The 19,494-nt window shown below is 62.8% G+C and carries 16 protein-coding genes; 8 read left to right on the top strand and 8 right to left on the bottom strand.

Features of this window, described 5'->3' with window-relative positions; genetic code table 11:
* Window positions 1-192 precede the first annotated feature (192 nt).
* Window positions 193-1,635, top strand: a complete 1,443-nt coding sequence (locus Q4S41_RS14630) for a DUF5723 family protein (protein WP_305031865.1) — start codon at window positions 193-195, stop codon at window positions 1,633-1,635.
* 142 nt (window positions 1,636-1,777) lie between these two features.
* Here the strand turns inward: Q4S41_RS14630 and Q4S41_RS14625 are convergent, their stop codons facing one another.
* Both Q4S41_RS14625 and Q4S41_RS14620 read right to left on the bottom strand, forming a co-directional pair.
* Window positions 1,778-2,866, bottom strand: coding sequence for a TolB family protein (locus tag Q4S41_RS14625; RefSeq protein WP_305031864.1), 1,089 nt, complete (start codon window positions 2,864-2,866; stop codon window positions 1,778-1,780).
* A gap of 159 nt (window positions 2,867-3,025) precedes the next feature.
* Window positions 3,026-3,769: a L,D-transpeptidase family protein gene (locus Q4S41_RS14620; protein ID WP_305031863.1), complete on the bottom strand. Its 744-nt coding sequence runs from the start codon at window positions 3,767-3,769 to the stop codon at window positions 3,026-3,028.
* A gap of 264 nt (window positions 3,770-4,033) precedes the next feature.
* On the opposite strand from Q4S41_RS14620, the gene Q4S41_RS14615 reads away from it, so the two are divergent.
* Both Q4S41_RS14615 and Q4S41_RS14610 read left to right on the top strand, forming a co-directional pair.
* Window positions 4,034-6,511: an alkaline phosphatase family protein gene (locus tag Q4S41_RS14615; RefSeq protein ID WP_305031862.1), complete on the top strand. Its 2,478-nt coding sequence runs from the start codon at window positions 4,034-4,036 to the stop codon at window positions 6,509-6,511.
* A gap of 146 nt (window positions 6,512-6,657) precedes the next feature.
* Complete coding sequence (locus tag Q4S41_RS14610; RefSeq protein WP_305031861.1) at window positions 6,658-7,323, top strand: DUF2461 domain-containing protein; 666 nt, start codon at window positions 6,658-6,660, stop codon at window positions 7,321-7,323.
* Window positions 7,324-7,363: 40 nt separating this feature from the next.
* Here Q4S41_RS14610 and Q4S41_RS14605 read toward each other — a convergent pair whose 3' ends face one another.
* From Q4S41_RS14605 to Q4S41_RS14585, 5 genes are all read right to left on the bottom strand, one after another.
* Window positions 7,364-7,861: a DUF6702 family protein gene (locus Q4S41_RS14605; RefSeq protein ID WP_305031860.1), complete on the bottom strand. Its 498-nt coding sequence runs from the start codon at window positions 7,859-7,861 to the stop codon at window positions 7,364-7,366.
* A 151-nt stretch (window positions 7,862-8,012) separates the two neighbouring features.
* A complete protein-coding gene (rseP, locus tag Q4S41_RS14600) occupies window positions 8,013-9,356 on the bottom strand; it encodes an RIP metalloprotease RseP (RefSeq protein WP_305031859.1) in 1,344 nt (447 codons plus the stop codon).
* 130 nt (window positions 9,357-9,486) lie between these two features.
* On the bottom strand, window positions 9,487-10,653 hold the full coding sequence (locus tag Q4S41_RS14595) for a 1-deoxy-D-xylulose-5-phosphate reductoisomerase (protein WP_305031858.1): 1,167 nt from the start codon (window positions 10,651-10,653) through the stop codon (window positions 9,487-9,489).
* A 120-nt stretch (window positions 10,654-10,773) separates the two neighbouring features.
* Complete coding sequence (locus tag Q4S41_RS14590; RefSeq protein WP_305031857.1) at window positions 10,774-11,484, bottom strand: GAF domain-containing protein; 711 nt, start codon at window positions 11,482-11,484, stop codon at window positions 10,774-10,776.
* A 200-nt stretch (window positions 11,485-11,684) separates the two neighbouring features.
* Window positions 11,685-12,392 (bottom strand): GAF domain-containing protein, encoded by a 708-nt coding sequence (locus Q4S41_RS14585; protein WP_305031856.1) that lies wholly within the window; start codon window positions 12,390-12,392, stop codon window positions 11,685-11,687.
* Window positions 12,393-12,563: 171 nt separating this feature from the next.
* On the opposite strand from Q4S41_RS14585, the gene Q4S41_RS14580 reads away from it, so the two are divergent.
* From Q4S41_RS14580 to Q4S41_RS14560, 5 genes are all read left to right on the top strand, one after another.
* Window positions 12,564-13,730 carry an NAD(P)/FAD-dependent oxidoreductase gene (locus Q4S41_RS14580; RefSeq protein WP_305031855.1) on the top strand — a complete coding sequence of 389 codons (1,167 nt, stop codon included), beginning with the start codon at window positions 12,564-12,566 and terminating at the stop codon, window positions 13,728-13,730.
* Window positions 13,731-13,827: 97 nt separating this feature from the next.
* Window positions 13,828-14,586, top strand: a complete 759-nt coding sequence (locus Q4S41_RS14575) for a helix-turn-helix domain-containing protein (protein WP_305031854.1) — start codon at window positions 13,828-13,830, stop codon at window positions 14,584-14,586.
* A gap of 32 nt (window positions 14,587-14,618) precedes the next feature.
* Window positions 14,619-15,791 carry an FAD-dependent oxidoreductase gene (locus Q4S41_RS14570; protein ID WP_305031853.1) on the top strand — a complete coding sequence of 391 codons (1,173 nt, stop codon included), beginning with the start codon at window positions 14,619-14,621 and terminating at the stop codon, window positions 15,789-15,791.
* Window positions 15,792-15,950: 159 nt separating this feature from the next.
* On the top strand, window positions 15,951-16,967 hold the full coding sequence (locus tag Q4S41_RS14565; protein WP_305031852.1) for an SMP-30/gluconolactonase/LRE family protein: 1,017 nt from the start codon (window positions 15,951-15,953) through the stop codon (window positions 16,965-16,967).
* 335 nt (window positions 16,968-17,302) lie between these two features.
* The gene (locus Q4S41_RS14560) at window positions 17,303-17,866 is read left to right on the top strand and encodes a hypothetical protein (RefSeq protein ID WP_305031851.1); all 564 of its coding nucleotides are present in this window, start codon (window positions 17,303-17,305) and stop codon (window positions 17,864-17,866) included.
* Window positions 17,867-17,928: 62 nt separating this feature from the next.
* Here Q4S41_RS14560 and Q4S41_RS14555 read toward each other — a convergent pair whose 3' ends face one another.
* On the bottom strand, window positions 17,929-19,398 hold the full coding sequence (locus Q4S41_RS14555; protein WP_305031850.1) for a glutamate synthase subunit beta: 1,470 nt from the start codon (window positions 19,396-19,398) through the stop codon (window positions 17,929-17,931).
* Window positions 19,399-19,494 lie beyond the last annotated feature (96 nt).

The following is a 19,494-nucleotide window of genomic DNA, read 5'->3' as shown; positions in this document are numbered from 1 at the left end:
TGAAAAGGAGGCGTTAGCTTGCGGCTGCAAAGAACGGGCGTTTCGGCCATCAAGGTCGAAGCCCGGCAGTGGTCGACGCTCCCCCGGCGTTGGGCGACTGTGCTTGGCACCGCTGGCCGCACGCGGGTTCTTTGCGCACGCCCTTCCCCTCCCGCCTCCCCATTCGTCCACCTTTTTCACCTGCCTTCAACTATGAAAGCACCTTTTCACTATGCGCTGCTGGCCCTCGGGCTGGCGCTTCCGGGCTCGGCGTGGGCCCAGAACGAGTTGAGCAACTTCTCGGCCACTGGCCGGGGCGGTGTCATCAACACCTTCGCCACCGACTACCAGGTCATCGGCATCAACCCGGCCAACCTGGGCCGCGGCACCGACTTCAAGGTGGCCTTCACCATCGCCGAAACCGGGGCGGGCGCGGGGTCGCAGTCGCTCACCAAAACCATGTTCAAGCACATCCTCTACGATGGCAAGCAGGCCCTGACACCCGCCGACCGCACGCTGCTGGTGCAGCAGCTTTCGGGCGACAACGTGCTGAACCTGAACGTGGACGTGACCACGCTGGGCCTGGCCGTGACCTTGCCCAACGGCCTGGGCGGCATTGCCTTCAGCAACCGCCAGCGCGTGGCCGGCCACCTGGCCCTGAACGGCAACGCGGCCGACATCATCGTGAACGGCCAGAACGCGGCCATCGTGAAGCAGTATTACCCCACGCCCAACACCAGCGGCAACGCCACGCCCACCAACCCCAACGCCCCCCTGATTTCGACGGTGCTCGATGGCACCAACATCCAGGCGGCCTGGACCAGCGAATACAATATTTCCTACGGCCTGCAGGTGCTTGATAAGACGGGCTTCAAGCTTTCGGCCGGCGTGGGCTACCGTTATATTCAGGGCATCGGCATTGCCGATGTGCGCGTGAGCGGCGGCAACTTGTATGCCTACAGCGCACTGTCGCCACTGTTTAATATCAACTACGGCAGCCTAGCTACCAACCCCAACTTCAACCTGGAAAGCGGCACGGGCCTGCGGCCGGTGGGCAAAGGCAACGGGTTCGACTTCGGCCTGGCGGCCGAGGTGGGCAAAATCGTGCGGCTGGGCGCGTCGGTTACCGACATCGGCTCGATGACCTGGACCGGCAACGTGCTGCAAGCCAGCGACCAGAAGCTGCAGCAAACCGCCTCGACCGGCCTGACGACCTACGACGTGTTCACCGAAATCAGCAAGCAGTTCGACCAGGACAAGCAAAGCCTGTTCACCTACGAAGCGGCCAAGGAGCGCAAGGCTTCGTTGCCGGCCAAGTTGCGGCTGGGCGGCGGCGTGCGCATCAGCCAGTTTTTCGAAGCCGGCCTCGACGTGACCTTGCCCCTCAACAAAGTGGCCGGCAACCTCACCTCGCCCTTCGTGGGCGTGGGCGTCGACTACAAGCCCCTGCACTGGCTCAAGCTGAGCAGCGGCTTCACCGACGGCGCCGGCTACGGCAAAAGCCTGCCGCTGGGCCTCACCTTCGTGACGCCCGTGTGGGAAGCCGGTATCAGCACCCGCGACCTGGTGGGTTTGCTGAGCGAAGAATCACCCTATACTTCGGTGGCATTCGGCGTGCTGCGCTTCAAGATTGGCGGCGAGTCGACGACGAACTAAGGGCTGAAGAACAAGAGAAAACGCCTGTCATCCTGAGCGCAGCGAAGGACCTTATCCCGTTGACAGCAGTAATTACTGCAAATGTTCTATCGTGATAAGGTCCTTCGCTGCGCTCAGGATGACAGGCGGTTTGTTTCTACGCCTACGGCACCACCACAAACGCCGGCAGGCCCAGCTTGCTGCGCCGGCCGCCCAGCTTCAGGCCTTCGTCCACGTACTTGCAGTCCTTGCCCAGGGCGTTGGGCTGCTCGATGACGCCGAGGTTGGGGTTGTCTTCGCGGGCCACGTAGATGCGGCCGTCGGGCCCGAGTTGTAGGGCGCCGATTTTGCGGTTGGCCGAGGTGCCGACCAGCGTTTTGCTCTTGGTTTTGAGGTCGAACTGCCAGATTTGAGTTTCGCCGCCGCCCACGCCGTTGCAGGTGCCGTACACCTTGGAGCCGTCGGGCGAAAACTCCACGCCGTAGGCTTCGGCAAAGGGCCCGAAGCTGCGCGGGTTGGTCACTTTGCCGGTGGCGCGGTCAAAATCGTAGATTTCAAACTTGTTGGTTTCGCGCCAGAGCGCGGCGGCCAGGTGCTTGCCGTCGGGCGAGAACTTGAGGGCGCCGATGGCGTTGCGGCCGGGGCCGGCGTTCATGCTGCCCACGTTGCTCATGATGGGCTTGCCGGCCACGCCCTCGGCCGTGACGAGGTAGCTCACGAAGGCGTTGGAGTTCCAGCGGTGGGCCACCACCCAGGTGTCGCGGCCGTTCTGGTGGCGCACGGCGGCCAGCTTTTCGGCCACCGGCTGAATGAGCAGCAGGTTCACGCGGGGCAGGTCGCCGAATCCGTCGTCGCGGGTCATGTCCACTATCGAGTAGCGCAGACCGTTGGGCGTACCCTGCGGCGCCACCGTGAAGATGTAGAACACGTTGCCGGAGCCGGGGTCGGGCACGATGAGGGCCGATTGGGTGCTGCTGCCGCTGCCCATCAGCTTGCGGCCGTTGGGCATGGGCTGGTGTTTGCGGTTCCACACGGTTTCGCCGTTGGTGTAGAAGAGCAGCTCGCCCTTGGCGGTGGTGGCCACGGCGCAGCCTTCGTAGGTGCTCATCTTGCCGTCGTTCAGCGGCTTGGGGGTGCCGTCGGCGAAGGTGAGGCCGGCTTGCTGGCCGAAATACCACAGGTCGGTAGGCCGTTGGGCCTGGGCAGCGAGGGTGAAAAACAACGACGACAACGCAAGAAAAAGGCGTTTCATGGGCAAGGGAAATCAGGTTGGTTTTGCGGCTAAACGAAAAAACCGTGCCCAATGGTGCGTTTGGAGGTAGGGGTGACCCGTAGCGTGGACTCTGCGAGTCCGCGCATTGCTGGAACGTTCGCCCAGGCGCGGACTCGCAGAGTCCATGCTACAAGCCCTCTACCGCGCCACTACCAGCGCCCCGGCTCCCATTACCTCATGGTGCTGCTCGAAATACGCGTAGCCCGGCAGCAAACCCCGCCAAAAGGCCTGGTGCGGGCTATTGCGGCGTTTGGCCAGCTCGGCTTCGGTGATGGCAAAGGGGAAAAGGTGCACCGGAATGACAGCCTGCCCGGCGGCCCGCGCCGCCACGGCCAGCAGGTACACCTCCTCGATGCCGGCGTCGGTGATGGGCAGGCAGCCGATGGAGGCCGCGCCGCCGTGGATGAAGATGTCGCCACCTGGGTTGGGCTCGCCCAGGGCGCGGTCGGCGGCGTTGGGGTAGTTCAGGCCCAGCGAGAGGTGGTAGTTGCTTTTGGGATTGAAGCGGTCGATTTCGTAGAAGCCCTCGGGCACCTGGTAGTCGCCGGCCCGGCGCTTGGGCCCTAGCGTGCCCGACGTGGCCGATAGCGGGTAGGTTTCGAGCAGCTGAAAAGGGCCGCTGCCTTGGTTGCGGGCCCACACTTCCAGCTCGGCGCGGCTTTTTATCATTCGAATGAAGATTTCCAACTGCTTGGAATCGAGCGAGTGCGTACGCAGCCGCGTGGCCAGCGCCGGCCCTATGGCTGCCTGCGCCGCCCGCACCCGCGGAAACCGCAGCTGCTCTTTCCAGAAAGCCGCCGGGTTTTTGCCAATCAAACTATCGGCAGCCGTTGTGCTGCTCATGGTGCAGCCCTGGGCAAACAGTTGGAAAACAGACAGCATGAGCAACCCGCAGCACGACAGACGACGCAGCATAAAAACCCGATGATGAGATGGAGAGTGCGCTTACAACGGCACTCGGGTGTTTCTATTTTGTGGCTGAATGCAAATGGTTGTTCTGGTGAGGCGTTTTTCGTAATCGTTCGGCTTCCTCTTTCCTTTGGGAGAGGTGGCCGGGCGGTGAGGTGCCCGTAAGAACGACCTCCCGCGCCCACCGGCTACCTTCGCATCGGCTAGCGCCGCCAAGCCACGGCGCTGCTTTTGCTTATGATTTTATCCAAAATAAACCGCCGCCTCGCCCCGCTACTGCCGCTGCTCGCGCTGCTCAGCTGCACCGGCAACTCCGGCCAAAAACCTGCGCCCGAGGCGCCCGGCGTGCTGCCCGGCCCCATTGCCGGCACCACCCAAACCCGCCTGCCCAACGGCTGGAAGCTGAGCCCGGCCGGCACCGCCACCCCGCTCGGCGACCTGCCCCTGAACCTGCAAATCAGCCCCGACGGCCGCCTGGCCGCCGTGGTGAACGCCGGCTGGGGCAAAAACTCGGTGCAGCTGCTGGACGTGGCCACCGGCAAGCTGCTCGACACCCAGGAGGTGCCGGCCGCTTGGGCCGGGCTGGCCTTCGCGCCCGACGGCCGCACGCTTTACGCCTCCGGCGGGCAGCACAACCGCATTCATTCTTTCAAAATAGAGGGCCAGAAACTGCGCGTCGACAGCGCCCTGGTGCTGGGCCAGAAGTGGCCGAAGCAAAAAATCGGGGTGACCGGCCTGGCCGTGGACGGCCGCCGCCAGCAGCTCTACGCCGTGACGCGCGAGGATAATTCGCTCTACACCTTCGACCTGAAAACGCGCCAAATCCTGCGCACCCTCAAGCTGCCGGCCGAAGCCTACGCCGCCCTGCTCAGCCCCGACGGCGCGCGCCTCTACATCAGCCTGTGGGGCGGGCACGCGGTGGCGGTGTACGACGTGGAGAAGCAGCAGTTGCTGCCCAGCGTCCCCGTTGAAAGCCATCCCAACGACCTGGCCCTGACCCGCGACGGCCGCCGCCTGTTCGTGGCCAACGCCAACAGCAACTCGGTGTCCGTCATCGATACCCGCGCTGGCCGCGTGACCGAAACCCTGAACACGGCCCTGTTTCCGGCCTCGCCCGCCGGCAGCACGCCCGACGGCGTGGCCCTGAGCGCCGACGACTCCCAGCTGTTCATCGCCAACGCCGACAACAACTGCGTGGCCGTATTCGACGTGCGCGACGCGGCGGCCAGCCGGCCGCTGGGCTTCGTGCCCACCGGCTGGTACCCCACGGCGGTGCGCGTGGCCGGCGCGCAGCTGTTGGTAGCCAATGGCAAAGGCAGCACCTCGCTGCCCAATCCCAACGGCCCCAACCCTGTGCGCGACGTGGGAGAGAAGGGCGCCGGCTACATCGGCGGGCTGCTGAAGGGCGCGCTCACGCGCCTGCCCCTGCCCGATGAGAAGGCCCTGGCCGCTTTCTCGGCCCAAGTGTACGCCAACACGCCTTTCAGCAAAAACCGGGAAGCGGCGCCCGACGTGCCGGCCGGCAGCCCCGTGCCGCAGCGGGTGGGGGAGCAGTCGCCCATCAAGCACGTCTTCTACATCATCAAGGAAAACCGCACCTACGACCAGGTTTTGGGCGATTTGCCGGCTGGCAACGGCGACGCTAGCCTCTGCCTCTTCCCCGAAAAGGTGACGCCCAACCACCACGCCCTCACCCGGGAGTTTGTGCTGCTCGATAATTTTTACGTCGATGCCGAGGTAAGCGCCGACGGCCACAACTGGAGCACGGCCGCCTACGCCACCGATTTCGTGGAGAAAACCTGGCCCAGCAACTACAGCGGCCGGGGCGGCGACTACGACTTCGAGGGCAGCAAGGGCGAAGTGGCCGAGCCCAAAGATGGTTTCCTGTGGGACTACTGCCTGCGCGCGGGCCGCACGTTCCGCAGCTACGGCGAGTTCGTGTTCGGCGGCAAGCCCACCAAGCCGGCCATCGCGGCCAACTACTGCAAGGAGTACGCGGGCTTCAACCTGCACGTGAAAGACGTAGACCGCGAGAAGGTGTGGGAAAAGGATTTCGACCAGCTCGTGGCCGCCGGTAAGCTGCCCGACCTCAGCATCATTCGCCTGCCCAACGACCACACCTACGGCGCCCGCAAGGGCGAGCTGCACCCCCTGAGCTACGCCGCCGACAACGACCTGGCCCTGGGCCGCCTCATCGAGCACCTTTCGAACAGCCCCGTCTGGAAAGAATCGGTGGTGATGATAGTGGAAGACGACGCCCAGAACGGCCCCGACCACGTCGATGCGCACCGCTCCACGGCCTACCTCATCGGGCCCTACATCCGGCGCAATGCCGTGGTGCATACGGCCTACACCACGTCGGGCATGCTGCGCACGCTGGAGCTCATTCTCGGCCTTCCGCCCATGAGCCAGTACGACGCCGCGGCCCTGCCGCTCTGGGCCTGCTTCACGCCGAAACCCAATTTCAAACCTTACACCCTGCGTCCCGCCACCACCCCGCAGGACGTGCGCAACACCGCCTTCAACGCCCCCGCCCGCCGTTCCCTCAAGTTCGATATGAGCCGCGAAGACGCCGCGCCCGATTTGGCTTTCAACGAAAATATCTGGCAGGCCATTCGAGGCGAGAAGAGCGTCATGCCCGCCCCGCGCCGCGCCGCTTTTCTGCGCGAGGCAAAGGCCGAGCGCGAGGAGGCAGAGGAGGGCGACGACGACTGAAAGAAAAGAAAAGCACTTCATGCTGAGCACAGCCGAAGCATCTCTACCGCGCAACTAATCAGATTTAGTATGGCAGTAGAGATGCTTCGGCTGTGCTCAGCATGACGTTCAGTGTAGAAACACTTTATCGCCCGAACCCACCGCTCATGCAGCTCAAGCCACTTTTTACTTTCCTCACCGCCCTCGCCAAGCACAACGACCGCGCCTGGTTCCAGGAGCGCAAGCCCACTTACGACCAGCTGCGCAAGCAGTTCGAGGAAGACGCCGATTTCTGGTTCAGGGAACTGCAGAAGCTCGACCCCGCGCTGGCCGGGCCGCAGGGCCGCAAAAGCATCTTCCGCATCTACCGCGACGTGCGGTTCAGCAACAATAAGGACCCGTACAAGCTGCACTTTTCGGCCTATTTCACCGCCAGCGGCAAAGACATTGAAACGCCCGGCTACTACGTGCAGCTGGGCCCCAACGGCAGCACGCTCATCGGCGGCGGCCTCTACCAGCCCGACAAGGAGCAGTTGGCCGCCATCCGCCAAGAAATCGACTACAACGCCGACGAACTCAAGGCGCTGTTGGCCGCGCCCGATTTCCAGCGCTATTTCGGTGGCATGAGCGGCGAGCGGCTGAAGAAATCCCCCGCCGCCTACTCCGTCGACCACCCCGAAATTGAGCTGTTGAAGCACAAAAGCTTCATCGCCTCGCACCACATGGCCGATGCTGACGTGCTGGCGCACCCCGATTTCCGGGCGCATGTAGTGGACGTGTTTCGGGCGATGGTGCCCTTCAGCCAGTTTCTGCGCGGGGCCTTGGACAAGTAGCCGGAGGGCCGCGGAATGAAATTTTTTGGTGCCCGGTGGTTTACCAGTTGATGGTTTCCTGTTCGTGGCCGGCGCGGAAGAGGGCGCTCTGTTTCTTGCCATTGGCTTCGATGTTGACGATGTTCATCTCGTCGCCGAACACATCGAGCATCATGGCCTGCCGGAGCTGAATGCCAGACAGCGCATCTGCCACCGGTACCTTGCAATAGAGCCAGTAGCCGTCGTTTTCGGCCTGCATGCCCAGCACCTGCACCTGCAGCGGCGCCCCCGCAAGGGTCCGAATCTGCAGGGTGCGCTGCACGTAGGCCGTGGCCAGGGCTAGCGGGCGCGGGCCGGCGGCAGCCAAGCTGACGGAGGCCGGCTGGCCCTGCGACAGCGCCTTCTCAAAATCATCGGTAAACACCTTCACCGACAGCTCCAGCTGCTTCTTGGCCGCGTTGTAGCGCAGCTCCGTGATGGTGCTGTGGTAGGCGTGCAGGGCCGCGCCGGTGAGGGGCAACAGCAACACGAGTGCAACAAAAGCAGCAAGCAGGCGCATGAGATGGGAATAGGGAAAGGGGAAAAAAGAACGTCATGCTGAGCGTAGTCGAAGCATCTCTACCGAGGAAGTAAATAATTACTACTGCGATAAAGATGCTTCGACTTCGCTCAGCATGACGAGCAGGCTACTTTCGTGCCAGCGCAGCCGCTTAGTTAAATAGCTTCAGCACCTGCTTGAACACCAGTACGTAGGCCATCAAAGCCAGAATCAGAAACGTGCCCACGCGCTGGGCGCCTTCCAGAAACGCATCCGACGGCTTGCGGCGCAGAATCATCTCGTAGAGCAGGAACACCACGTGACCGCCGTCGAGGGCCGGCACGGGCAGCAGGTTCATAAACGCGAGCACCATGCTCAGAATGCCGGCCAGGCCCCAGAAGTGCTGCCAGTCCCATACGCCGCCAAACTGCTGGGCAATTTCGACGGGGCCGCCCAGGTTCTTGGCCGAAGCCTTGCCGGTCAGAATCTTGCCGAAGGCGCGGGCCTGCACCCACACAATGCCGAAGGCCTTCTTCGTACCCACTGGCACGGCCTCGGCCACCGAGTAGTGGCGAGTGCCAAAGGTGAGCGTCGACTTGCGCTCGAAGCCGATGTGGCCTTCGCCGTCCACCGCCACTTGGAGGGTGGTGGGCTGGCCGGCGCGCTGCACGTTCAGGTCGATGGTTTTGCCTTTGTTGGCCAGCAGGGTGGCCTGTAGCTCGTCGAAAAACTGCACCGGCCGGCCCGCCACCGTCGTGATGACGTCGCCAACCTGCAGGCCGGCTTTGGCAGCGTTGCCGCCGGGCGTCACGCGGTCCACGGCAAAGGTTTCGCGGGGGCGGAGCAGCAAGCTGTCCTCGGTTTGTTTGCTCGATTTGTCGAGGAAGTTGGCGGGCAGCTTCACGTCGGCCAGTTGGCCGTTGCGCTCCACGGTGAAGTAGGTGTTGTCGCCGAGCAGCACCTCGGGCTTGTAGATTTCGTCGAACTCAGTGAACGGGCGGCCGTTGATTTTCACCACCTTGTCGCCGGTCTGGAAGCCCACTTCGCGGGCCAGGCCGTTGGGCAGCACGCCGTATTTCACGGCCGAAGCCGGCAGGTAGGTTTCGCCGTAGTAGGCCGTCATGGCCGTGAAAATGGCAATGCCCAAAATGACGTTCATGATGATGCCGCCGAGCATCACCAGCAGGCGCTGCCAGGCCGGCTTGCCGCGGAATTCGTCGGGCTGCGGCGGGCCGGCCAGCGCGTCGGCGTCCTGCGTCTCGTCAATCATGCCGTGAATCTGCACGTAGCCGCCAAGCGGAAACCAGCCGATGCCGTACTCCGTCCCGCCAATCTTCTTTTTGACCAGCGCGAAATTGGCCACGTTGGGCATCGGAAACAGAAAGTCGAAGAAGATGTAGAACTTATCGACCCGGATTTTAAAGAGCTTAGCGAAGGCGAAATGGCCGAATTCGTGCAAGCCAACAAGGATGGAAAGCGCCAGCACAAGCTGGCCAATCATGGTGAGGATAGCCAAAGGAAATTTTTGTTAATCTGTCATCCTGAGCGGAGCGAAGGACCTTATCACGCTCGCGCTGCCTATTGTGAGTAAATCTGACGAAGGCAGCCGTGATAAGATGCTTCCTTCGTCAGCATGACAACGATTATTAAACCAAGGTTTCGGCCAGTCGGCGCGTCTCCGCGTCGGTGGCCACCAGGTCGGCCAATATTGGCTCCGCAAGGTACGATACCCGCGCCAGGCATTCGGCCACGAGGTCGGACATCTGGCGGAAGCCGACCTGCTCCCGCAAAAATGCGGCCACGGCCACTTCGTTGGCTGCGTTGAGCACGCAGGGCGCGTTGCCGCCCCGCCGCATGGCTCCAAACGCCAGTTCCAGGTTGGGGAAAGCCACGCGGTCGGGCGCCTCGAAGGTGAGGGTGGGGTAGTCGAGGAAGGAAAAGCGCGGGAAGGTGTTGGCCAGCCGCTGCGGGTAGCCCAGGGCGTACTGGATGGGCAGTTTCATATCAGGCAAACCCAGCTGTGCCTTCAGCGAACCGTCCTCGAACTGCACCAGCGAATGCACGATGCTCTGCGGGTGCACCACCACGTCAATCTGCTCATTGGTCAGGCCGAACAGCCACTTGGCCTCAATTACCTCCAAGCCCTTGTTCATGAGCGAGGCCGAATCGATAGTGATTTTGGCGCCCATGTCCCAGTTAGGGTGCTTCAGGGCCTGGGCCTTGGTGACGGCTTCCATGTCGCGGGCCGAGCGGCCGCGAAAGGGGCCGCCCGAGGCCGTGAGAATAATTTTCTCAATGGGATTCTGCTCTTCGCCCACCAAACACTGGAAGATGGCCGAGTGCTCCGAGTCGACGGGCAGCAGGCGCACGTTGTGCTGCTTGATGAGGCCCGTAATCAGTTCGCCGGCTACCACCAGGGTTTCCTTGTTGGCGAGGGCAATGTCCTTGCCGGCTCGGATGGCGGCCACCGTGGGCAGCAGCCCGGCGTAGCCCACCAGCGCGGTGAGGACGATGTCGATTTCGGGCCGGGTCACCACCTCGGCCAGGGCGGCCGAACCGGCCAGCACTTCGGTTTCGGGCTGGTCGGCCAAAGCGGCTTTCAGGGGCTGGTAAGCGCTTTCATCGCCGATGACGACCACGGCGGGCCGGAACTCGCGCGCCTGCTGCGCCAGCAGCTCCCACTGCCGCTGCGCGCTGAGCACCGCCACCCGAAACCGGCCCGGCTGCTGCCGCACCACCTCCAGCGCCTGCGTGCCGATGGAGCCCGTGGCGCCCAGCAACGCCAGCGTTTTTACCTCGTTTTTTTCAACCATAATGCTACAGACACAGAAACGTCGCAAAAGTACGCCTGTTGTTATTCCGACGCGGGAGGAATCTGGTAAAACGGCTTCATGGCTTTCTCCGGATTCCCTCCGCGTCGGAATGCCAGAAAGCTACACCCGTTTCAAAGTGGCGGCCACGAACTGGTCGACGGTGCCGGCAATGGCTTTCACCTCGGCCACCACGGCGTCGGTGAGCTGGGCGGAACCGCCGGGGGGGGTGGTGCGCTCGGCCAGCGCATTGAGGCGAGCCAGCTGCCCGCCGATGGCGCCGTACACCGGGGTCCAGAGCACGGCGGTGCTGTCGGCGTGGGCGCCCAGGGTGCGGCGCAGCTCCAGCAGGCGCATCACCAGGCCGGCCAGGGTGGCCAGCAGGGCGCGCTCGACGGGCGAAAACTGCCGCGGTGGGCCGTCGTACACGCACAGCGAGCCGAGGTTGAAGCCTTCGGGGGTGCGCAGGTTGTGGCCGGCGTAGAAGCTCAGGCCCAGCTGCTGGAGCAGGGAAATATCGACGCCGGGGGCGCTGGCCAGGTTCATGTTTTCGTACACCGCCGTCTCATCCTGCAAAATGGTGGCCGAGCACAGGCTTTGGTTCCGCGGCACCCGCTCAATGGCCACGGGCAAGTTGTAGGGGGCTTTCACCAGCACCTCGTCCTTCTCCACGATGGAGAGCATGGCGTTGGACACGCCGAAGAGCCGGGCGGTGGCGGCCACCACGTCGTCGAGCACTTTTTCGCTGCGCGCGTCCAGCAGCTGGTAGCCTTCGAGGGCCTGCAGGCGGGCCGCGTCGTTGGCCGGTATGAGGGAGGGGGAATTATCAACCAAAATAAGGAGTCAAGGAGAGCCGACCGGCATGAAACAGCCGCTTGCCGGCCGCGAGGCAAATGCCCACACTGCTGCGCTGTCAGCTGCTGCTTGTACCGCTGGCGCGGGGGCAGGGTTGCGTAGCCGAACTGGTATTGGGCCATTTTCCTCCGACAAGCCTTTTTCCGCAGATGTTCCCGCATCGGTAGGCGGCGCGGCAATTAGCGGCGTTGCAGCGTCGAAGCCAGAAACTGGTCGATAATACTCACGATGGCACTGGCTTCCAGCGCCACGGCCGGCGAGAGCTGCCGGCTGGCCGCGGGCCGGGCGCGCTGGGTGAGGGCGGCCAGCCGCTCCAGCTGCTCACTGATGGCCCGGTACACGATTTCCCAGAGCGACGACGTGGCGCCGGCGTGGGCACCCAGGGTGCGGCGCAGCTCCAGCAGGCGCATCACCATGCCGGCCAGGCGGCTCAGGAGCGTGCGTTCGGAGGGGGTGAACTGGCGGGGCGGGCCATCGAGCAGGCACAGCGTGCCGAGGTTGAGGCCGTCGGGGGTGCGCAGGCGGTGGCCGGCGTAGAAATGCAGGCCCATCTGCCGCACCAGCGTCAGGTCGACGCCGGGCACGCCGGTTTTTTCCACGTCTTCGAACACCGTCGTGTCGTCCTGTAGAATGGCGGCGGAGCAGATGCTCTGCTCGCGGGGCACCCGCTCAATGGGCGCGGGCAGGTTGTAGGGGGCTTTCACCAGCACCGTGTCCTTCTCCACGATGGAGAGCATGGCGTTGGACACGCGAAACAGGCTGGCGGTGGTGGCCACCACGTCGTCGAGTACTTTTTCGCTGCGCGCGTCGAGCAGCTGGTAGCGGTCGAGGGCCTTTAAGCGGGCATCCTCGTTGGCCGGAATCAGGGAAGCGAGTAGAGAATTCACAGTCCGGAAGGGTAAGGAGATGGTAGCAAGCTAACGAAAAAACAGAACGGTTGGCTGCCCCGGCGCGGCTTTGGCCCAAATTGGGAAAACAGCCTGGTACTCTTGTTTCGAAATAAAATCGCCCGTTGGCGCATGAAAAGCCGCACGGCGCCACTCGTTACCTTTGGCATCGTGTCTGTTTCTCCCGAAAATACTCTTGCCTACGACGTCGCCATCATCGGGGCCGGGCCGGCCGGCGCAGCCTGCGCGCTGGCCCTGCGCCAGCGCGGCCTGCGCGTGGCGCTGCTGGACAAAGCCCAATTCCCGCGCGACAAAGTGTGCGGCGACGCCATTCCCGGCCAGGCCTTCAAGGCCCTGCGCCAGCTCGACCCCGCGTTTGTAGCGCAGCTCTGGCCGCTGCAGCCGCGCGACGATGTGCGCGATTCCCGCCTCGTGGCGCCCAGTGGTGCCAGCCTCACGCTGCAATGGAAGCTGCCCAGCTTCAACAGCCCCCGCGAAACGTTTGACGCGGCCCTGCTGGGCTTGGTGCGGATGCATTCCGACACCACTATTTTGGAAAATACGGTGCTCAAAAGCGTGCACATTGATGCGGAGTGCGTGCACCTGCACCTGGCCGAAGGTGCCGAACTCACCTGCCAGGTCGTCATCGGCTGCGACGGGGCCAACTCCGTGGTGGGCCGCAAGCTGCTGCCCGCGCCGCTCGACCGTGCCCATCACTGCGCGGGGGTGCGGGCCTACTATGAAAACGTGGCCGGCGCCAGCAGCGGCACCACCGAGTTTTTTCTCAGCAGCGACTATCTGGCGGGCTATGTGTGGTTGTTTCCGGTGGGCGCGGGCCGTTATAATGTGGGGCTGGGCATGCTGTCCGAAATTGTGGCCAAGCACAAAGTCGACCTGAAGGAAGTGATGATGCGCGTGCTGGCCACCCATCCCGAACTGGCCGGCCGCTTCGCCGGGGCGCGGCAGCTGGGGCCCATTGTGGGCTTTGGGCTGCCGCTGGGCGGCGGGCGGGAGCGCAGCATCAGCGGCGCGCGGTTTATGCTGTGCGGCGACGCGGCTTCGCTCATCGACCCGCTGCAGGGCCACGGCATCGATACGGCCATTCAGAGCGGGATTCTGGCCGGCGAGCAGGCAGCGGCCTGTTTTGAAAAACAGGATTTCAGCGCCGAACGCATGCGGGAATACGATGCGCGGGTGGCCCACAAAATCGGCCGGAAGCTGGCCAAAAGCTACCGCCTCATGCGTTTCCTCAGCAATAAGGCGTGGCTGGTGAATGCGGCCGTGCGCCTGGCCCGCGTGCCCGGGCTGAAGCCGTGGGTGCAGCGGGCGATAGGGTAGGCCCGTTTGGCCAGCGAAGCGGTTTGTAGGATGAGGTGCCGTCGAACGACGTAGGGGCGTACAACGATTAAGAAACCGCTCCAATCAACTGTATCCAATGGCTTTCAGCGACATCGAATACCGGGAGATGAAGCCGCCGGCGGCGCTGGTCGAATTCGTGGAAAGCTTTTGGATGCTCGTCAATCATTCCGCTGCCGAGCAGCCGGTGGTGCTCGTGCCCGACGGCCGCGTGGACACCTTTTTCTCCTGTTCGGCGGCGGAGCCCTACCACGTCATGCTGCGGGGGCTGGATGGCGGGCCGGGCGCTCAGGTGGTTTCCGGGCGAATAACCACATTTGCCATTAGCTGGAAGCTGCTGGCGGTGGAGTACCTGCTGCCGGTGCGGCTGGCCGGCCTGCTGGATGGCGGCTGCTACCTGCCGCCGGATTTTCTGGGCATCACGGAAGCTGACCTGGGCAACTTTGATGCGTTTTGCGCCAAAGCCACTGCACGCATTGCGCAACTGATTCCCCCTGAAATCGATGCCCGGAAGCGCCAGCTATTCGACTTGCTCTACGCCTCCGATGGGGCGCTGCCGGTGGAGGCCCTAGCCAAGGCGGCGGGCTGGAGCAGCCGGCAAATCAATCGGTACTTCACCCGGATGTTTGGCCTTTCGCTGAAGAACTACGCCAATATTTTGCGGTTTCGGGCGTCGCTGCCGCAGCTCAAAGCCGGCCGGCTTTTTCCCGAGGAAAACTTCGCCGACCAGGCCCATTTTATTCGGGAAATTAAAAAATACGCGGGTGTGGTGCCCAAGGAGTTGGCCCGGAACCAGGACGACCGATTTATACAATTATCCGCTTTGCCGAAGAAATAATTTTGGGCTGAATCTTACTTATTCAGTCAGTTATGTTGCTTCAAAACAAACAGGTAGCCATTGTGGGCGGCGGCCCCGGCGGCCTTACCCTGGCCCGCCTGCTCCAGCAGGCGGGCGCTGCCGTCACCGTGTATGAGCGCGACCTGAACCGCCACGAGCGGGTGCAGGGCGGCACGCTGGACCTGCACGACGAATCGGCCCTGGCCGCCCTGCGCGCGGCGGGCCTGCTGGAGGAATTCAAAGCCCGCTACCGCCCCGGGGCCGACAAGCTGCGCCTGACCGACCAGCACGCCACCGTCGTGTTTGATGAGCACGCGGAAGCCCCCACCGGCACCTTCGGCGATGCCGCTTTCCGCCCCGAAATTGACCGCGGCCCCCTGCGCGACATGCTGCTTGATTGCCTTCAGCCCGGTACCGTGGTTTGGAACAGCCAACTGGCTTCGATGCAGCCCGTGGGGGCCGGTTGGCAGCTCACGTTCCAGAATGGCGCCACGGCCCCGGCCGACCTTGTCATCGGAGCCGACGGGGCCAACTCCAAAATCCGTCCGCTGCTGACCCCCATCCGGCCGTTCTACTCGGGCGTGACGGTGGTGGAGGGCACGGTGTTCGATTCGGCGCGCAATGCGCCGCGCATCCACGAGCTGCTGGCGGGTGGAAAAATTTTCGCGCTGGCGGACTCGAAAACACTGGTCGTAAGTGCCAAAGGCGATGGCAGTCTGAACTTTTACACCGGCTGCAAAACAGCCGAAACCTGGGCTCACGACAGCGGCATCGACTTCGCCGAGGCCGCGCAGGTGCGGGCCTGGTTCCGTCAGGCGTTTGCGGGTTGGGACGACATCTGGCAGGAGCTTTTCGCTTCCGAAACGACGCGTTGCGTGCCCCGCCCGCAGTACTGCATGCCGCTCGACCAAACCTGGCCGGCCCAGCCCAACCTCACGCTCCTCGGCGACGCCGCCCACCTCATGCCGCCCTACGCCGGCGAGGGCGTGAACATGGCCATGCTCGACGCGCTGGAGCTGAGCAGCTGCCTGACCAGCGCCCAATTTCCGGATGTGCAAGCTGCCATTGCCCACTACGAAGCCCAGATGCGCCAGCGGTCCTCCGCTGTGGCCGCCGAAACGATGGAGCAGACCGAGGCTTTGCATTCGCCGGGGGCGCTGGAATATTTGGTGGGCCTGTTTGGCGGCCACGAAATGCCGGAATAGGATAGGATTGAAGTGCAGTTGACAATGCCTGGCAAGTGCGTCGGCAGCGTTATTGAAAGCCCGTATTTTAACGTGTTTTTAATTCCGTTTTTAACGGCCTTCTTTTTAATAGCACGTACAAGCAGTTGGTTCATTCAATGACTATTAACGCTGCTTATTATGCTGTTTTCTTTCCTTTCGCCCAAAGCCTGGCCGGTACTTCTCCCACAAATTATTCGGCCGGCTGCGCTGGCAGTTGGTTTTTTGAGCCTGCTGGCCAGCTGCTCCAAAGACGACACGCCCGCCACCCCGGCCGCCGCCGCTCCGGCGCGCATCAGCGTGCCGCAGGCCGGTATCTATCCCGAAGGCATTCAGTGGGACGAGGCCAGCAAGCGCTTCTACGTGAGCTCCCGCGCCAAAGGCACCGTGGGCACCGTGCGCGACGACAGCACCTACACGGAATTTGGCAAGGATTCCCGCCTGATTTCCACCATCGGCCTCAACCTCGACGCCAGCCGCCAGCGCCTGCTGGCCGCCGTGTCGGACAACGGCTTCAACCCCAGCGTGGTGAACGCCCCCACCAAGGGTAAGCTGGCGGCGCTGGCCGTCTTCAACAGCAGCACCGGCGCGCTCACCAGCTATGTCGATTTAGGGAGCCGTGCTGACCCCGTAAGGTACCCCAACCACTTCGCCAATGATATTGCCGTGGACAAAGACGGCAACGCCTACATTACCGACAGCATGTCACCCATTATTTACAAAGTGGATTTGCAGGGCAACGCCACGGTTTTTCTGGAGAATGCGCAGCTAAGCGGCGGTGTGGGCTTCGGCCTGAATGGCATCGTGTACCACCCCGATGGCTACCTGCTCACGGCCAAAACCAGTGACGGCACTTTGTTCAAGGTGCCCATTAACAACCCTTTGAATTTTACAACGGTAACCAAAACGCAAAGCCTCGTAGGTGCCGACGGCCTGCTGCTGTTCGATAACACTACGCTGCTGGTGGTGGCCGGCAGCCAGAGCACCGTGTACCGCATGACCAGCGCCGATGCCTGGGCCAGCACCACCGCCACGGGCAACTTTGCCACGGGCGCGGTCAGCCCCACCACCATCACCAAGCGCGGCTCCGATGCTTATGTACTGTACCCCTACACCGCCACCGCGCCGCGGTTTAAGATTGTGAAGGTGAGTTTCTAATCGTAGGTGAGCTTGTTGAAACGGCGGGCTGCTGGCGTACCACAGGTGTCGCCAGCAGCCCGCCGTTTTTTTTGAAGCCGGCGTCAGGTATGGTTGAGACGCCCTCCACAAGCTGACCGAACGCTACCACCGCGCCGGCAAAACCCTGCACCTGCGCCACCTCAGCCCCGATTGCCGCCAGCTGCTGAGCAACGCGGGGGCGCTTATTGATATGAACGTGGAGGAAGACCCGCTGTACACTGTGGCGGGGGAGGAGCGGGCGGGTTGATAGCAAGTATTTCGTCGCCCCACAGTATGTTTAGGTGCAAAACACTTCACACTTTGAGCTAACTGCCATGGGAATGGATTACTACATAATACCGGAAGAGGAAACAGCCTGTGAGGACAGTTTTCCCGATGGCCTTTCTTTCTTTTTTGAACAGGTAGGCGGCTATGGCGAAGCAGCCGAAGTAGAACAGATTAGCAGAATATTGCAGATTGATTTATCTGTATTTCAGGAAACAAGCCTCAATGAAGACGCTGGATTTGAGGATGAGGACGGGACGATGTATGAAGGAAATGAAGCAGAGGATATTTGGCACGATACTGATGCTGTCGCTGCGGTAGTCGATGAGTTTTTGACCAAGATTGAGGCATTTCCCGATTACTATAAGCAGGTTCTGCACAATCCGAACCGGAATCAGGACCTTGAATCATTGTTGCAGATAACTACTATCGGCGACGAAGCCAAAATGGTCCGGCAGTTTCAAGAACTGGAAAACCAACCGCTTTTTTCTTACCCTCCCGACCATGGGTATTTGAGCCAAGGAAAAATTGTGGAAGACTTGAAAATGCTACGGCAAACTCTAGCGTGCTATAAAAGCAACGGTGTTACCCGATTTAAGCTACTTTATATGTAGTCAATTGAAAAGGCCCGGAATTGGTTAATTCCGGGCCTTTTCAATTGATAGCTATAGGACATTTACGCAAACATCCCCACCGCATTCTTGCTCGGCAGCGCGGTCTTGCCGGTCAGCAGCAAATCCACTTGCCGGGCGGCTTCGCGGCCTTCCGAGATGGCCCAGACGACCAGCGACTGGCCGCGGCGCATGTCGCCGGCCACGAAGACGTTGGGCTGATTCGTAACGAAAGTTTTGTCGTCGGCCAGCACGTTGCCGCGCTGGTCGAGGTCGATTTCCAGCTCGTTCAGGAGTCCTTCCACGCGGGGGCCAGTGAAGCCCAGGGCCAGTAGCACGCGCTGGCAGGGGATTTCGCGGTCGGAATTGGGCACTTCCTCGAAGCGGATGCGGCGCCCCATGACGTCGGTTTCCCAGGTCACGTCGCTCACGCGCAGGGCCCGGAGCCGGCCGGCCTCATCGGCCAGAAACGCCTTGGTATTGATGCCCCAGTAGCGCTGGCAGCCTTCTTCGTGCGAGGTGCTGCTGCGGAAAATATGCGGCTCCAGCGGCCAGGGCGTGTGGGCGGGACGCTCGGCGCCGGGCTGGTGCATGAGGGCAAACTGCGTGACGGAGCGGGCCCGCTGGCGGTTGGCCGTGCCCACGCAGTCGGAGCCCGTGTCGCCGCTGCCGATGACCACCACGTCCTCGCCTTCCACCCAGATGGGCGCATCGGGCAGGTCCAGCTCGCTCACCCGGCGGTTGTGCTGGGTGAGGTAGTCCATGGCGAAGTGGATGCCCGGCAGCTCCCGGCCGGAAATGTGGAGGTCGCGCGGCACGCTGGCGCCGCCGGCCAGCACCACCGCGTGAAAGTCGCGGGTGAGCTGGGCGAAGGGCAGGTCGCGGCCGATTTCGGTATTGCAGCGGAAGCTGATGCCGTCTTCCTTCAGCAGGTCGATGCGGCGGTCGATAACCCACTTATCGAGCTTGAAATCGGGGATGCCGTAGCGGAGCAGGCCGCCGGGCCGGTCGTCGCGCTCGAAGACGGTGACGGTGTGGCCGGCCCGCGCCAGCTGTGCTGCGGCCGCCAGTCCCGCCGGACCAGAACCTACCACGGCCACCGTTTTGCCCGATTTTAACACCGGAGCCGTCGGCTGCACGTAGCCCTTCGCAAAGGCGATTTCGATGATGTGCTTCTCGATTTCCTCAATCGCAACCGGGCTGCTGTGGATGCTGAGCACACACGCCGCCTCGCACGGCGCGGGGCAGATGCGGCCGGTGAACTCGGGGAAGTTGTTGGTGGCGCTGAGAATCTGATAGGCATCTTCCCACTTTTCCTCGCGCACGGCGTCGTTGAATTCGGGGATGATGTTGCCCAGCGGGCAGCCGGAATGGCAGAACGGGATGCCGCAATCCATGCAGCGGGCCGCCTGCTGGGTGAGCTGCCCTTCGGAGTAGGTGCCGACGAACTCGTGGTTGTGGGCCACGCGCTCCTGCGGTGCGGCTTTGGGAGGGAGTTCGCGGGAGAATTCTTTGAAACCGGTTGGGTTAGGCATAATTGTGTTGAATTAGTTGTTTTGGCGGCGCGGCCGTGGGGCCTCACTCCCTGACCCCTCTCCGGTGGAGAGGGGGCACCGGTTCTGCGCGGACTG

Origin of the sequence: Hymenobacter convexus (genome assembly GCF_030580955.1) — a bacterium.
In the GTDB taxonomy this organism is placed as follows: Bacteria; Bacteroidota; Bacteroidia; order Cytophagales; family Hymenobacteraceae; genus Hymenobacter.
The sequence above is the reverse complement of the archived record's forward strand: the minus strand, read 5'-3'. Positions and strand labels throughout refer to the sequence as shown.

Bases quoted from the DNA above. Each gene is read 5' to 3' on its own strand.
- Q4S41_RS14630 (WP_305031865.1), top strand. From the start codon at position 193: ATGAAAGCACCTTTTCACTATGCGCTGCTGGCCCTCGGGCTGGCGCTT.
- Q4S41_RS14625 (WP_305031864.1), bottom strand. From the start codon at position 2,866: ATGAAACGCCTTTTTCTTGCGTTGTCGTCGTTGTTTTTCACCCTCGCT.
- Q4S41_RS14620 (WP_305031863.1), bottom strand. From the start codon at position 3,769: ATGCTGTCTGTTTTCCAACTGTTTGCCCAGGGCTGCACCATGAGCAGC.
- Q4S41_RS14615 (WP_305031862.1), top strand. From the start codon at position 4,034: ATGATTTTATCCAAAATAAACCGCCGCCTCGCCCCGCTACTGCCGCTG.
- Q4S41_RS14610 (WP_305031861.1), top strand. From the start codon at position 6,658: ATGCAGCTCAAGCCACTTTTTACTTTCCTCACCGCCCTCGCCAAGCAC.
- Q4S41_RS14605 (WP_305031860.1), bottom strand. From the start codon at position 7,861: ATGCGCCTGCTTGCTGCTTTTGTTGCACTCGTGTTGCTGTTGCCCCTC.
- Q4S41_RS14595 (WP_305031858.1), bottom strand. From the start codon at position 10,653: ATGGTTGAAAAAAACGAGGTAAAAACGCTGGCGTTGCTGGGCGCCACG.
- Q4S41_RS14575 (WP_305031854.1), top strand. From the start codon at position 13,828: ATGGCTTTCAGCGACATCGAATACCGGGAGATGAAGCCGCCGGCGGCG.
- Q4S41_RS14570 (WP_305031853.1), top strand. From the start codon at position 14,619: ATGTTGCTTCAAAACAAACAGGTAGCCATTGTGGGCGGCGGCCCCGGC.
- Q4S41_RS14565 (WP_305031852.1), top strand. From the start codon at position 15,951: ATGCTGTTTTCTTTCCTTTCGCCCAAAGCCTGGCCGGTACTTCTCCCA.
- Q4S41_RS14560 (WP_305031851.1), top strand. From the start codon at position 17,303: ATGGGAATGGATTACTACATAATACCGGAAGAGGAAACAGCCTGTGAG.
- Q4S41_RS14555 (WP_305031850.1), bottom strand. From the start codon at position 19,398: ATGCCTAACCCAACCGGTTTCAAAGAATTCTCCCGCGAACTCCCTCCC.